13 protein-coding genes are annotated in these 13,030 nt (G+C 73.0%); 2 read left to right on the forward strand and 11 right to left on the reverse strand.

The features are described 5' to 3' along the window. Nucleotides 1–43 precede the first annotated feature (43 nt). The 5 genes from ACFQBR_RS00220 to ACFQBR_RS00240 form a co-directional block, all read right to left on the reverse strand. Nucleotides 44–511 carry a TadE/TadG family type IV pilus assembly protein gene (locus tag ACFQBR_RS00220; RefSeq protein WP_344183523.1) on the reverse strand — a complete coding sequence of 156 codons (468 nt, stop codon included), beginning with the start codon at nt 509–511 and terminating at the stop codon, nt 44–46. Beyond that, nucleotides 508–921, reverse strand: coding sequence for a TadE/TadG family type IV pilus assembly protein (locus ACFQBR_RS00225; protein WP_267946131.1), 414 nt, complete (start codon nt 919–921; stop codon nt 508–510). Before ACFQBR_RS00225 ends, ACFQBR_RS00220 begins: the two co-directional genes overlap by 4 nt. Continuing rightward, nucleotides 914–2,293, reverse strand: a complete 1,380-nt coding sequence (locus tag ACFQBR_RS00230; RefSeq protein ID WP_378551670.1) for an AAA family ATPase — start codon at nt 2,291–2,293, stop codon at nt 914–916. The genes ACFQBR_RS00225 and ACFQBR_RS00230 overlap by 8 nt, the downstream gene beginning before the upstream one ends. Nucleotides 2,294–2,320: 27 nt before the next feature. Then, nucleotides 2,321–3,094, reverse strand: coding sequence for a Flp pilus assembly protein CpaB (cpaB, locus tag ACFQBR_RS00235; RefSeq protein WP_344183527.1), 774 nt, complete (start codon nt 3,092–3,094; stop codon nt 2,321–2,323). Nucleotides 3,095–3,163: 69 nt separating this feature from the next. Next, nucleotides 3,164–4,285 (reverse strand): hypothetical protein, encoded by a 1,122-nt coding sequence (locus ACFQBR_RS00240; RefSeq protein WP_344183529.1) that lies wholly within the window; start codon nt 4,283–4,285, stop codon nt 3,164–3,166. Between the two features lie 597 nt (nt 4,286–4,882). On the opposite strand from ACFQBR_RS00240, the gene ACFQBR_RS00245 reads away from it, so the two are divergent. Continuing rightward, nucleotides 4,883–5,338 carry a YkvA family protein gene (locus ACFQBR_RS00245; protein ID WP_344183531.1) on the forward strand — a complete coding sequence of 152 codons (456 nt, stop codon included), beginning with the start codon at nt 4,883–4,885 and terminating at the stop codon, nt 5,336–5,338. Nucleotides 5,339–5,714: 376 nt separating this feature from the next. Here the strand turns inward: ACFQBR_RS00245 and ACFQBR_RS00250 are convergent, their stop codons facing one another. From ACFQBR_RS00250 to ACFQBR_RS00265, 4 genes are read right to left on the reverse strand one after another with little or no spacing between them, the layout of a single operon-like run. Continuing rightward, nucleotides 5,715–7,388, reverse strand: a complete 1,674-nt coding sequence (locus tag ACFQBR_RS00250) for a glycoside hydrolase family 43 protein (RefSeq protein ID WP_344183533.1) — start codon at nt 7,386–7,388, stop codon at nt 5,715–5,717. A 46-nt stretch (nt 7,389–7,434) separates the two neighbouring features. After that, nucleotides 7,435–8,259: a carbohydrate ABC transporter permease gene (locus tag ACFQBR_RS00255; protein ID WP_344183535.1), complete on the reverse strand. Its 825-nt coding sequence runs from the start codon at nt 8,257–8,259 to the stop codon at nt 7,435–7,437. A gap of 1 nt (nt 8,260) precedes the next feature. Next, on the reverse strand, nt 8,261–9,151 hold the full coding sequence (locus ACFQBR_RS00260) for a carbohydrate ABC transporter permease (protein ID WP_267946124.1): 891 nt from the start codon (nt 9,149–9,151) through the stop codon (nt 8,261–8,263). Further along, nucleotides 9,148–10,443, reverse strand: coding sequence for an ABC transporter substrate-binding protein (locus ACFQBR_RS00265; RefSeq protein ID WP_267946123.1), 1,296 nt, complete (start codon nt 10,441–10,443; stop codon nt 9,148–9,150). The genes ACFQBR_RS00260 and ACFQBR_RS00265 overlap by 4 nt, the downstream gene beginning before the upstream one ends. Nucleotides 10,444–10,656: 213 nt before the next feature. Here ACFQBR_RS00265 and ACFQBR_RS00270 point away from each other — a divergent pair, with 213 nt between their 5' ends. Next, the gene (locus ACFQBR_RS00270; protein ID WP_344183537.1) at nt 10,657–11,673 is read left to right on the forward strand and encodes a LacI family DNA-binding transcriptional regulator; all 1,017 of its coding nucleotides are present in this window, start codon (nt 10,657–10,659) and stop codon (nt 11,671–11,673) included. Between the two features lie 108 nt (nt 11,674–11,781). Here the strand turns inward: ACFQBR_RS00270 and ACFQBR_RS00275 are convergent, their stop codons facing one another. Together ACFQBR_RS00275 and ACFQBR_RS00280 are read right to left on the reverse strand one after the other, a co-directional pair. Continuing rightward, nucleotides 11,782–12,237 (reverse strand): hypothetical protein, encoded by a 456-nt coding sequence (locus ACFQBR_RS00275; RefSeq protein WP_344183539.1) that lies wholly within the window; start codon nt 12,235–12,237, stop codon nt 11,782–11,784. Nucleotides 12,238–12,372: 135 nt separating this feature from the next. After that, nucleotides 12,373–13,002: a TetR/AcrR family transcriptional regulator gene (locus tag ACFQBR_RS00280; RefSeq protein ID WP_344183541.1), complete on the reverse strand. Its 630-nt coding sequence runs from the start codon at nt 13,000–13,002 to the stop codon at nt 12,373–12,375. Nucleotides 13,003–13,030 lie beyond the last annotated feature (28 nt).

Here is a 13,030-nt window from a genome sequence, read left to right on the forward strand (position 1 = left end):
TCGTCTCCTTCCCCCCGGACGGGCGCGGCGCACCGCTCCCGCCTCACACATTGGGCATGTCCACGCGACGCGTCAGGGTCAGGTCGAGCCCCGACGACGAGAACACGATGGGCAGCGGGTGCGACACCTCCACGTAGAAGCCCTCGCTGTCGTTGGTCCCGCTGGTGACGGTCGCGTTGTCCAGCCACGAGGGCAGGGCCTCCCGCGCCGCAGCCTCCGCGCCCGGCAACTGCTCGGCCCCGGCCACCCGGGCGCCGGCGCGCGCGGCCGACTCCAGGCGCTCGACCGCCACGAAGGCCAGGAACGCCTCGATCGCGACGACCGCGGTCAGGAGCAGGATCGGGAAGAACGCCGCGAACTCCAGGAGCGGGCCGCCGCGGTCGGCGTCCCGTCCCGCCCGGCCGCCGAGCGGTGGGCGCCGCGCGGCTCCACCGCGCGGGCGCCCCGGGGAGGAACCCCGGGCGGTGGGGCCGCCCCGGCCGGAGCCGGGACCGGCGGTCGGTCGGCTCATGGCGCGGTTCCCCGCGGCTCCACCTCGGGGACGACCAGGGCCTCACCGGTGATGTCCCACGGCCCCGTGACCCCGGGCAGGAAGATCGGCATGGCGAGCGTGACCCGCGCGAACCGCCCGCCGTCGCGCTCGACGACGCTCACCGTCATCACGTCCTCGCCGTCCCACGGCGGCCGCACCCGCTTGCGGGCCTCCTCACCGATGCGCTCCATGTCGTCGGGGGTCACGGAGGCCTGGCGGGCGGCCTCGGCGGCGCCGTGCGAGGCGTACATCGAGGTGATGCCGAGAAGCAGGACCTGCCACACCAGTGCCATCGCGAGCATCATGAACGGCACCGCGGCCGCGAACTCCACGATGACCGCGCCGTCGTCGCGTCGGCGCCGGGCGCGCGCGGACCGCGGCTCAGCCATCGAACCCACCGCGGCCCCCGCCGCCCCACGGCCCCGCCGCCGGGCGGCCCCCCGAAGGCGTCGCGGAGGACCCGTTGGCGGCCCTGTGGGCCGGATCGGGAACCGACGCGTTGAGGAACCCGGACACGTCGCGGGTGGACGGCGCGAGCGCCTGGCGGTCCGCGAGGGCGGCGAACGACCCCAGCCCGCCGGAGGGCGTGGTCGTCCCGCCCTTGCCGCCGCTGCCCGGAGGGGCCGGCGGGCTCAGCAGGTCCAGCTCCGCGGCCAGGCGCGCGAAGGCCTTGCGCAGGCCCTCGTCGGTGACCTTGGTCGGATCGCCGTTGTTCTCCCCGGGTTCGAGGGCCCGGTAGGCCGCGGGGACCGGGGTGCGCAGCACCCTGGTGCCCAGCAGCTGCTGGAGGAAGTCCGGCTGGATCTCGTTCTTGCGGCTGTGCCGTGTGACCAGCGAGTACACGTCCTCGTGGGAGCGGATCTGCAGCCGTTCCCACATGCCCATGAGCCGCTGGGCGCCGCGCAGCGCCGGGACGTCGGGGGTGACGGTGACGACCGCGGTGTCGGCGAGCTCCACCGCCATGGCGGTGGCCTCGTTCATGGTCGAGCCGCAGTCCACCACCACCAGCTCGTACCGGGAGCGCAGCGCGTTGAGGACACGGCGGGTGGCGCGGGCGGTGACGTCCTCGCCGCGTTCGCCGTGCTCGGGCGCGAGCAGGACGTGCGGGCCCCGGTGGTCCACGTACAGGGTCTCGGCGAGCATCCCCGGGGTGATGTCGTCCCCGGCGTCGACCAGGTCGCTGATGGAGCGGCGGTGGCGCAGGTTGAGGAACGCGGGCAGGTCGCCCGTCTGGAGGTCGAGGTCCACCAGGCACACGACCCGGCCGGCGGCCGCCGCGACCATCGCGAGGTGGACGGCGCAGGTGGTGGCGCCCACGCCCCCCTTGGCGCCGCTGACGGCCATGATCCGGCCGCGCACACCGGAGGCGGGCAGGTCCAGGGACGCCGACTCCAGGTGGCGGCGCAGGGTCCGCGACCACTCCGCGGCCTTCGTGACGCGGGTCTCCAGCTCGGCGATCCCGGAGTCGTGGGGCAGCACGCCCCGGGCGCCGGCCTCCATCGCCCCGGTGAACGTGTCGGGGTCCATGGTGGGGGAGACCAGGAGGATCGCGAGCTGGGGGTGGCGGTGGGACAGGTCGCGGATGGCGTCGAACACCGGGGCGGGCCCCAGTTCCTGGTGGATGAGCACGACGTCGATCTCGGGGAACTCCCCCGCCGCGTCGATCAGCGCGGAGGTGGTGGGCCGGGAGGCCACCAGTTCGGCGCTGCCCAGCTCCTCGAAGCGCGCGGCCAGCACCAGCTCCGCCTCGGAGGTGGGCATACCCGCCAGGACTCGGAACATCAACGTCTACCCCCCATGCGGCGCGGGCCGCTCGTCGGTCGTCTCTCCCTCGTCGGGGGTCGCGCCCCCGGCGAGGTCGTCGAAGTCCCCGCTGCAGAACTCGCTGGCCCCGGGCGTTCCGCCGCCGTCGGCGCTCACCAGCGCCAGCCTGAGCTTGGTGGAGAAGTCCTCCGCGTAGGCGAGCTGGAGCGCCGCCTGCGGGTCGAGGCGGAAGGTCACCGGGACCACCCCGGAGACGCCGCCGTTCTCGCGCTCCTGGGAGCGGAGCTCACCGATGTCGAGGACCTCGACCTCGGTGATGATCCGCACCGCGCACGCCTCACCGTGGTCGCGCGGCTGGAACGTGCCGTAGATGTCCACGAACGATCCGCGCTGCACCTTGCCCGCGACACCGGTCTCGGCGTCGACCATGATCGCGATCTCCCGCTCGCCCGTGGTGAGGGTGGGCTGGGGCTGCACCATGCCGCGCTGGAGGTAGACGCCCTCCTCCAGGTGGGAGGCGGCGACGAGCTCCTGGTCGGCGGGTGTGTCCACGTCGGCCAGGTCGGTGATGAACACCTCGGGGTCGAAGTACATCCTTGGCACCTGCACCCGTTCGACGGAGTCCTCGCCGACGGGCTGGTAGGCGTCCACGTCCTCCGACAGGCGGAGGACGGTCGCGAACTCGCCCAGGCGGTCCTGCTGCGAGTTGAGGTAGGTGAACACGGACGCGAACACGGCGACGGCGCCGATGGCGGCGACGACCATGAGCAGCACGCCACGTCGCTGACGGGGGTTCATAGGGGGTCTTTTCCGTTTCCAGTGTCGTCGCGGAGCCGTCCGCCCGTCGGGCCGGCGCGGTCGCGGGCCCTAGCGGGAGTAGGTCCTGGGTGTACCGGGCCACAGGGCGCGGCCCGCGAACGGGGCGCCCTCCGGCCGGTCGGCGGTCGGTGGGGTCGGTCGGCCGTCGGAGGCGCCCCTGCCGCCCGGGGGCGGAGGGGTGCCGTCGGACGGCGGGTCGGAGGGTAGGGGCCCCGCCCGGCGCCGGCCCCGCGCGTGGCCGGGCGACGGGCCCTCCACCGGGCCCCGCGCGGGTCCGGGGGACGGGCGCCGCTGCGGCCGGGGCGCGGATTCGGGCACGGGGGGCCGGGACGTCTGCGGTGTCCGGACGCCTGCGCCGGTCCGGGGGCTGTCGGCCGAGCAGAAGGGGCAGGGCCTGCCCGACATGGGTTCGCCGCACCAGGAGCAGTACGAGGCGCGAATGGCGCCCGCCGCGTAGGCGAGCGCCTGGGGGTGGGCGCTCAGGGCCACGAACTCCACGTACCGGGACGTTCCCCAGTACACGGGCCCGAGCGGTTGGACGGGAAGGGTGCGGGTGGCCACCGGCTGGATGGCCTGCGGCAGGTTGTCGTCGAAGACCCCGGTGATGGACGGGTCGGGGGTGGAGCAGAGCAGCTGGACCGGCTGGACCGGGCGGAAGGGCAGCGTCCGGGAGACGTCGGCCGGACGCAGGCGTCCCACGCGGGCGGTGGGGGCGCAGTAGGCGAGGAAGGACACGGACGGTGCGAAGGAGCCCATGTGCTGGCGCATCGAGGTGGGGATGGTGGACAGGCCGGAGACCGTCTTCAGCCAGGCGCCCGCGAGCAGGTGCCGGGGGAGTTCGTCGCAGAGCGCGGCGACCATGCCCGGCGGCAGGTAGGGGGCGAGGTAGGCGAGCTGGTCCGCGATCAGTGACAGCGCCAGGGGGGAGAGGTCGACGGCGATCCCCGCGACGTGGTCGGTGCGCATGGAGCCGCGCGCGAAGTTGATCGCGCGTTCGGCGTCCTCGGACCGCCAGGCGGGGTAGAGCGCGACGACCTTGCGGCCGGCGTCCACCTGCTGCCTGGCGAAGGCGACGAACGCCGAGCTGCGCTCGCCGATGCCCTCGCCCCGCATCGCGAACCGCTGCGCCCGGACCTCGCCCACATGGCCCGTGCTGGGGATATCCGCCAACAGGGCGACGGTCGTCGCCGACCGAGGTTGGGCTCTGGACACTGGGCAAGCTCCATCGGTTCTGCGCGCTTGGGAGAGATCTGAAGCAGAGCGGCCTCCCGCGTCGAAGGTGCCACCCGAACGCATCGTAACGAATGTGTGGCTGAAGGGGGGAGACCTCGCATTTGTCGCCATTGAACAGGAGGCGCGGGTCGGCCGGAAGGACCGGGGGCGGAAACCCGCGTGCGCGACCCGTGCGCGGCGCCTCCCGCGCAGGTCCCGGGGGACCGGCCCGGGGCGGGACGCCGGTCGCGTCGGCCGCATGCGGCCAGGGGGTGGACAGGCCGTTCCGCGCCGGTCCGGTGGACATGTGTGTGCCTTGCCCGGCGTGTTCGCGGGCTGTACGCGTGTTCGTCTCCTCACCTCCGTCCTTCCCACCCAAGGATGCCCCTCCGCTCCGCCTCCCACCAGTGCCCACGGCCGAACTGTGGAAAACTCCCCGGCGGGCACGGGTGTCGCGTGCGTCTCGTCGGGGGTTGGGGCGTCCTGCCGAGGGAACGAATCGGGGGGACTTCGCGTCATATCTTGAGAAGTCAGACGCCCCTGAGGAGACCAACGATGCGCAAGGCAAACCGTGCCGCGGCCGGAGCCGCCGCCTGGCAGGTCATCCAGAACTCCGACACCGACATCTCGGTCTGGAAGCGGATCGGGGCCGTCCCGCGCATGCTCGGGGCCAAGATGCGCGGCCGGTACCCGGACCTGAGCAGCGGGAAGCTGCTCGGCATGCTGGTGCTGGCGGTCTACATCGTCTCGCCGGTCGACTTCGTCCCCGAACTGTTCATCCCCCTGCTCGGCCTCGCGGACGACATCGGCGTCGCCGTGTGGCTGACCACGATGGCGCTCGGCGAGAGCGAGCGCTTCGTGCGGTGGGAGCGGCAGAGCCAGGCCCAGCAGGCCTTCCACGAGGCCAACCGGCCCGGTGAGGGCGCCGGCCGGCCGGATCCCGGACAGGCGGGCCCGGGCCCCGAGGGCGCCCGCGACGGGGCCGACCGGGCCGCCGCCCGGAGGTCCTGACGGGCGGGCCGCCCGGCCTCCCGGAAGCACTGCCGGGCCCCGCGTGTCACCGGACACGCGGGGCCCGCTCCGGTCCGTCCGTCCCCGCGGCCGGGTCCCGGGCCCGCCCCGGCGCCGACCCGCCCTCGTGACGCGTGGGGGTTGAGACCTGAAGGCAATTGTGGTCGGTCCGTAAATGGTGACAGTGTGACGCCTGTGGCTCCGCAACGGTACGGACGGGCCCTGCGGCCCGTCCGCGTCCTGGGCCGGAGCACGTCGTGGGCCACGGCGTCCGGCCGGGTGCCGCCGACGGCCCGCCGGGGCCCGCGGGCCCGCCCGCCGCTCCCACGACCCGCGGGGCCGAGGAGCGGTCCCCGTCCGCCGCTCCGGCGCGGGATCACCGGTCGGGGCGCGCCGTCCCCCGGTACGACGCGTGGTCGAAGTCGGCGTGGCACCCGGTCCCGGCGAGGTCGTGCACCCACAGGCCGAGGAAAGCGCCCGTGAAACCCCAGGCCCTCACCAGGCCGGCGTTGCCCTCCCGGTCCGGGTGGCCGCCCTCGCCGCCCTCGCGCTCGGCCGCGTGGTCGTCGGAGAGGATGCCCGCGTCCAGCACCACGCCCATGTCGGTCCACGAGCGCCCGTCCCGGGAGAGGCCGAACCGCAGTTCGGCGCCGTCGATCACGGCCCTCATGTGGCAGCGCTCCCAGTCCTCGACCACGACACGGTGCCCGACCTCCCGGTACCGGCCCCGGTCGCAGGTGAGGACCCTCGCGAACATCCCCTCCTCCTCGTCGAAACCGATCCGCAGGTAGTGCCAGTGCCGGGTGTTGTAGTACGCCGTGAGGCCGGCCATCTGCTGGAAGGTGCGGGTGCGGAACTCCATCACCGTCTCCATGGCGCACCGCTCGTGCTGGACGCGCCGCGCCACCAGGCTCGGCGAGCCGGTGCCCGCGGGGGACTGCCCGCCCCGGATCCGCAGGTGCCCCGGGCGCTCCTCCAGCGACAGCCAGTCCGCGGAGGCGTGGCGCCGCAGGGTGCTCCACTCGGGGCGGAGCTCGGCGGCGTCGAAGCCGTCCGTCTCCGGCGGCTCCGGCCACGGGTGGGGCTCCAGCGCGGGGCCGGGCACCTCCTCGCGGGGCGCGGCCCCCTCCACCCGCGGCCACCCCTCGGGCGACCAGGCCACGCGCTGGAGCGCAGTCTCCCGGCCGCGCACGCACCTTCCGCGCTCGGTGAGGGGGCGCGAGGCCAGGTGCGCCAGGAACCACTCGCCGCCCCGGGTCTCCACCAGGCTCCCGTGGCCGGCCTTCTGGAGGACCAGCGAGGGGTCGGGGCGCGAGGTGAGGGTCGGGCCGGCCGGGTCGGGCTCGTAGGGGCCCTCGATCCGGCGCGACCTCGCCACCGTGACCTGGTGGTCCCAGGTGGTCCCGCCCTCGGCGGTCATCAGGTAGTACCAGCCGTCCTTGCGGTACAGGTGCGCCCCCTCCGTCACACCCGCCTCGGTCCCGGCGAAGATGAGCCGCGCCTCGCCGACCAGCCGCATCGCTTCGGTGTCCAGTTCCTGGAGCACGATCCCCTTGAACGCGTTCCTGCCGGGACGCCAGTCGTTCAGGTTGGACAGCACCCAGCTGCGGCCGTCCGCGTCGTGGAAGACCGACGGGTCGAACCCCATGGAGTGCAGGGGCACCGGGTCCGACCAGGGGCCGGTGACCGCCGGTGCGGTGGTCACGAGGTTGGGGGTGTCCCAGAAGCCGCCCGCGTAGTTCTCCACGTTCGTGAAGATCAGGTAGAACAGCCCCTCCTTGTGGGAGAGGCAGGGGGCCCACACGCCGGCGGAGTCCCGGCGCCCCGTCAGGTCCAGGAGCCGCGCCTCGGTCAGCGCGCCGCCCAGGGGACGCCAGCGGACCAGGTCCCTGGAGTGGTGCAGCACCACCCCCGGGCACCATTCGAAGGTCGACGTGGCCAGGTAGTAGTCGTCCCCGACCCGCAGGATCGAGGGGTCGGGGTGGAACCCGGGGAGCACCGGGTTGGCGATGGTCCCGGAGAGCGCGGCGGTGGCGGGGAGGGTCGTCATCGTGGCCTTTCGTCAGTGCGGTTCGTGTGTGGTCGGGAGGGGTTTCCTACTTGCCGAACCCCGCGGCCAGCCCGCCCAGGAGGTGCCTGCGCCCGAACAGGTAGAGGGCGAAGATCGGCAGGGTGGAGAGGACGACGGCGGCCATCAGGCCGGGCACGTCGGTGCCGTACTGGGTCTGGAAGGACCACAGGCCCAGCGGGAGGACGCGGTTCTCCTCGCTCTGGGTGAGCACCAGGGGGAAGAGGAAGTTGTTCCAGGCGTTGAGTCCCACGAAGATGGCCACGGTGACCACGCCGGGGCGCGCCAGGGGGAGCACCAGGCGCAGGAACGCCTGGAGGTTGGTGGCGCCGTCCAGCGCCATCGCCTCGTAGAGCTCGCCGGGCACGTCGCGCAGCGAGCTGGTCAGCACCACGATGGAGATCGGCAGTGTGAACGCGGCGGTGGGCAGGATGATCGCCGTGAGGCTGTCGTACAGGCTGAGACGGGTGATGATCAGGTAGATCGGGATGATCACCGCCTGGGCGGGGACCGCCAGCCCCAGCAGGAACAGCAGGAACGCCACACGGAGGGCGCGGCTGCGGCCGCGCACGATCGCGAACGCCGCAGGCAGGGCCACGGCGAGGACCAGCGCCACGGAGCCGCACGCCACGACCAGGCTGTTGGCGAGGAAGCGCAGGAACCCCACCTCGAGGACGTTGAGGTAGTTGTCCAGGGTCAGGTCGTCCGGCAGGGCGAGCGGGCCGTCGGCCATGTAGTCGCCCGGCCCGCGCAGGCTGGTGGCGAGCAGGTAGTAGATCGGCACCGCGACGACGACGAGCCACAGCGCGGCCCCGATCCCGCCGCCGACCAAGGGCCTGGTTCGGGTGGCCATGTCACATTCCCTCTCTCTGGCTGGTCATACGGGCGTAGCCGGTCACGCGCACCACCAGCAGCGACAGCCCGGTGCCGATGACGACCAGCAGCACCGCGACGGCGCTCGCGTAGCCCATCTCGAAGGCGATGAAGCCCTGGTTGTACATGTGCAGCGGCAGGATGCGGGTCGCGTTGCCCGGACCGCCGTCGGTGAGCAGCAGGACGGTCTCGAAGTAGGTCATCGACCCGACCAGGATCAGCACGGACGAGGCGATGATCGTGTGCCGCAGCTGGGGGACGGTGATGTGCCAGAACCTCCGGAGGGGGGAGGCCCCGTCGAGTTCCGCGGCCTCGTAGAGGGAGCTCGGGATCTGCCGTGCCGCCGCCTGGTAGAGCAGCATGTGGAACGGCAGGAACTGCCACAGCAGGATGAGGACGATCGCGTACAGGGCCAGCGAGCGGTTGCCGAGCACGTTGCCGTCGGGCAGCCCGATCCAGGGGCCGATCTGGGAGGGCAGGCCGAAGTTCGGGTCGAGCAGCGCCTTCCAGATCAGGGCGATGGCGGCGGTGGACAGCAGGAGCGGGAGGAAGAACACGGCGCTCGCCACGGCCCGTGCGCGCTGGTGTCCCGCCGCCCATGTGCCGAACGCCAGGGCCAGGGGGGTCTGCGTCGCCCAGCACAGCGCGGTCAGGGCCAGGGTGACGCCCAGTCCGCGGGTGACGTCGTCGTCGCCTGGGAGCGCCCGCCAGTTGTCCAGGCCCACCCACTGCGGGGAGCCGAGCCCGTTCCACGCGGTGAGGCTGAGGTAGACGACCACCGCGACGGGAGCCAGGCCGAACAGGCCGAAGAACAGCAGGGCCGGAGCGGCCCAGGCGAACCCGGGCCGCTCCGCGGGGGTCGCGGTCCTCACAGGTGCTGCTCCATGTCCTGGGAGAACTCCTCGGGGGTGATGTCGCCGAGGAAGAGCAGCTGGAGGTTGGTCAGCAGGGCCTGCGAGGCGGACGGGGACAGCGCCTGGTCCCACGACTGGGTGAAGCTCGGCGCCTCGGAGACCAGCTGGTGGGTGAAGACGGCGAAGTCGGCGTGCTCGCTCTCCTGGAGCCGGTCCTCCACGCCCTCGATGGGGGGCACCTGGCCCGCCTCGATGAGCCCGTCGACGTACTCGTCGGAGGCGAAGGTCTCCACCAGGAAGTCCACGGCCGCGTCCGTGTGCCCGCTGTCGGCGTTGACGGAGAAGTAGTTGCTGGGGTTGCCGACGATCGCCCCGGGCTCGCCCTCGCCGCCCTCCACGGTCGGGAAGGCCGTGTACCCGAGGTCGCCGCTCGCCATGAACTCGGGGCTGTCCTGCTGCTGGCGGGCGATGTCCCAGGTCCCCATGAGGAACATGGCGGACTCCCCGGTGGCGAGCAGTGCCGAGGCGCTGCCGTTGTCGTAGTCGATGGAGCTGAAGTTGGTGCCGAACGCGCCCCTGTCCACCAGCTCCTGGCACATCTCCATGGCCCTGACGATCGCCGGGTCGCTCCACGCGCCCGCCTCGCCGTCGACGACGGCCTGGAAACTGTCGGGGCCGCCGATCCGCTCGACCAGGTACGAGAACCACATCAGCTGGGTCCACCCCTGGGCCCCGGGGAGGGTGACGGGGGTGACGCCCCGCTCCTGGAAGGTGTCGACGGCGTCGAGCAGTTCGTCGTAGGTCTCGGGGGGCTCGATGCCGGCCTCCTCGAAGACCGCCCTGTTGTGGAACAGCACGACGGGCTGCACGCCGAGGATGGGGACGCCGTAGTAGGCGTCGTCGATCCGGGCGACGTCGAGCACGCTGGGGAGGAAGGCGTCCCGGAACTCCGGCGCGTCCTCCAGCGCCCCGGTCAGGTCGACGGCCTGGCCGGCGTCGACGTACTGCGCCAGGTTGCCGCCGCCCCAGTTGAAGAACACGTCGGGGGCGTTGGGCGAGCCGAGGGCCACCTGGAGCCGCTGCTTGTAGGAGTCGTTGACGTAGGTGACGAGTTCGGCGGGGACATCGCTGTCGGCGTTGTAGGCCTCTATGCCCGCTTCGACCAGCTCGTTCACCGCGGCGTCCTCCAGGGCCCACACCTGGAAGGCGTCGCCGCCGCCGGGCCCGGTCGTCCCGCAGCCCGTGGCCAGGAGCATGGCCAGGGCCAGGGAGGTACCGCCGATCACACGTATCCGGTAGGTGCTTCTCATGGGGACACCGCTCTTCCGTCGGGGGGAGACGTGGGTCGAAATTCTCGAAATATTTCGATATGTTTCGGTTGGCATGACGCTAAGTTGTCCGAGGGGGTGCGTCAAGGCCCCCTCTGATTTCGGGTAGGTTACGGCGAATGCCCTCGAAAACTTTCGAGATAGAATCCTGAAGGGCCGCGAACCGCTCCCGGCCCGGATCCGACGAGGAGGCGCATGCCACAGCGACGACCCACCCTGGCGGAGATCGCCCAGGAGGCGGGGGTCTCCGTCCCGACCGTGTCCAAGGTGCTCAACGGTCGCCTCGACGTCGCCGCGGAGACCCGCCGCCAGGTGGAACGGCTCCTGGAACAGCACCGCTACCAGCCGCGCAGGCACCGCGACGACCGGACGGTGGGCCTCATCGACCTGGTCTTCCTCGACCTGGGCAGCCCCTGGTCGATGGCGATCCTGGACGGGGTCGAGGAGGTCACCCACGAGGCGGGGTTCGGCATCGTGGTCTCCGCCGTGCACGACCGCAGCCGCACCCGGCCGGGGCGCAAATGGCTGGACAACCTCCAGGCGCGCAACTCCGACGGCGTGGTCCTGGTGCTGTCCGAACTGTCCGCCGCGCAGCACGCCCAGCTGGACGCGCTGGGCATACCCGTGGTGGTGGTCGACCCCGTCGGAGACCTCGCCAAGGACGTCCCGGCGGTCGGCGCCACCAACTGGGCCGGGGGCGTCGCCGCGACCGAGCACCTCATCGGCCTCGGCCACCGGCGCATCGCCACGCTGAGCGGCCCGCCGGACGTGATGTGCAGCCGGGCGCGGGTGGACGGCTACCGGAGCGCGATGCGCGACGCGGGCCTCGCCGTCCCCGACGACTACGTCCGCTACGGCGACTTCCTGCTGGACACGGGCCGGACCGAGACGGCCGCCCTCCTGGAGCTGCCCGAGCCCCCCACCGCGATCTTCGCGGGGTCGGACCAGATGGCCCGGGGGGCCTACGGGGCCCTGTTCGACCGCGGGCTGCGGGTCCCGGACGACGTCAGTGTGATCGGCTTCGACGACCTGCCCGAGGCGCTGTGGGCGACTCCGCCGCTGACCACCGTCCGCCAGCCCCTGCGGGACATGGCGCAGATGGCCGCGCGCATGCTGCTCGACCTGGTCGGCGGAGACCGGCCCGAGACCACCCGCGTGGAGATGGCCACACGGCTGGTGGAGCGCAGCAGCACGGCCCCGCCCAAGGGCTGACCGGCCCGGGGGGCCGCGCCCGGCGGGGGCGCACGGAGGGGAGCGCCCGGTGGCGGGCGCTCACGTGCGGTGCGGGCCGACGCCCGCGGGCGCGGTTGCGGGGAGCGGTCAGGGACCGTCCCGGTCCTCGTCCCACCCCTCGTCCGCGTCCTCGCTGCCGGGCCCGATGCGGACGACCTCCAGGTCCAGGCCCGCGGCCGGGCGGCCCAGCGCGGAGGCGAGCGCGCGCAGGGCCTGGCCCTCGGCCGCCTCCCGGCTCAGCGCCACCGGCAGGTCCAGGGCCGCGGGAAGGTCCTCCTGGGCCGGGAACCGCGTGTGCCACCCGGCGCCGTCGCACAGGACGGCCGCCGCGTAGCAGGGGTCGTCGCCGTCGTGCCCGAAGAGGGTCACGTCGACCTCGTCGGGGGAGACGCCCAGGCGCCCGGCGACGACCTCGGACATCTCGTCCGCCAGCCCGGCCTCGTCGTCGCCGGTCACGACCGCGTCGGGCCGTCCCGGCAGTTCGACGACGGCGCGCCGGGTGCGGCCGTCGCCGGTGACGATGCCGAAGTGGTGTGTGTGCACAGGGCCTCCTCGCGAGAGTCTGGAGTCTTGCACGCCGGAGCCGCCCCCGGACAGGGGTTTTCCGGGACGGAACGGACGTCGCGGACTCTCCCTGGCGCGTGCCGACCGGCCGTCGCGGACCCGTGCGGGGGCGGGCTATGCCTGGTCGGGGCCGGGGACGATCAGGTCCACCATGCGGTCCACCAGGGGGCCGGCGGCGTCGTCGGCGAGTACCGCGGGCAGGGTCAGGTGCTCGATGAACAGGCCCGTCATCGCCAGGTAGAGCGTCACCACGGTGGTCCGGTCGCCGGGGAAGCCGCCCTCCAGGTGTGTGCGCACGTTCTCCTCCAGCGTCTCCTTGATGGTGCGGGTCAGCTCCTCGCGGATGCCCGGGTGGCGGTTGGCCTCCAGTCGGAGCTCCAGCAGCGCCAGGTAGCCGTTGCGGTTGTGCTCGATGCGCCGCAGCAGGTCCTGCATGCCCAGCCGGGTCTGCTCCCGGGACGGCAGGGCGTTCGTGAACCGGTCCATGAACTCGTCGGTGGGGGTCAGGCGCACATGGACGTGCGCGCCCGCCTGGAGCAGGAGCTCGGCGCGGTTGGCGAAGTAGTTCGACGCGGTGCCCTTCGGCACCTCCGCGCGTGCGTCCACCGCCCGGAAGGTGAGCCCCCGCGCCCCCTCCTCGGCCAGGACGTCGATGGCCGCGTCCAGGAGGGCGCGCCTGCGTTCGGGGTTCTGCCGCATGGTCTCGGTCTCCAGTCGTCGGGAAGGGCTGCTTGCTGCAACCACTTTAAGTGTAGTACTTTAAGTGAAGTGG

Source organism: Nocardiopsis tropica (assembly GCF_042660575.1).
GTDB classification, from domain to species: domain Bacteria; phylum Actinomycetota; class Actinomycetes; order Streptosporangiales; family Streptosporangiaceae; genus Nocardiopsis; species Nocardiopsis tropica.

Coding starts and splice junctions, on each gene's coding strand:
- ACFQBR_RS00250 (WP_344183533.1), bottom strand. CDS start 7,388: ATGACGACCCTCCCCGCCACCGCCGCGCTCTCCGGGACCATCGCCAAC.
- cpaB (WP_344183527.1), bottom strand. CDS start 3,094: ATGAACCCCCGTCAGCGACGTGGCGTGCTGCTCATGGTCGTCGCCGCC.
- ACFQBR_RS00245 (WP_344183531.1), top strand. CDS start 4,883: ATGCGCAAGGCAAACCGTGCCGCGGCCGGAGCCGCCGCCTGGCAGGTC.
- ACFQBR_RS00230 (WP_378551670.1), bottom strand. CDS start 2,293: ATGCCCACCTCCGAGGCGGAGCTGGTGCTGGCCGCGCGCTTCGAGGAG.
- ACFQBR_RS00225 (WP_267946131.1), bottom strand. CDS start 921: ATGGCTGAGCCGCGGTCCGCGCGCGCCCGGCGCCGACGCGACGACGGC.
- ACFQBR_RS00220 (WP_344183523.1), bottom strand. CDS start 511: ATGAGCCGACCGACCGCCGGTCCCGGCTCCGGCCGGGGCGGCCCCACC.
- ACFQBR_RS00255 (WP_344183535.1), bottom strand. CDS start 8,259: ATGGCCACCCGAACCAGGCCCTTGGTCGGCGGCGGGATCGGGGCCGCG.
- ACFQBR_RS00270 (WP_344183537.1), top strand. CDS start 10,657: ATGCCACAGCGACGACCCACCCTGGCGGAGATCGCCCAGGAGGCGGGG.
- ACFQBR_RS00265 (WP_267946123.1), bottom strand. CDS start 10,443: ATGAGAAGCACCTACCGGATACGTGTGATCGGCGGTACCTCCCTGGCC.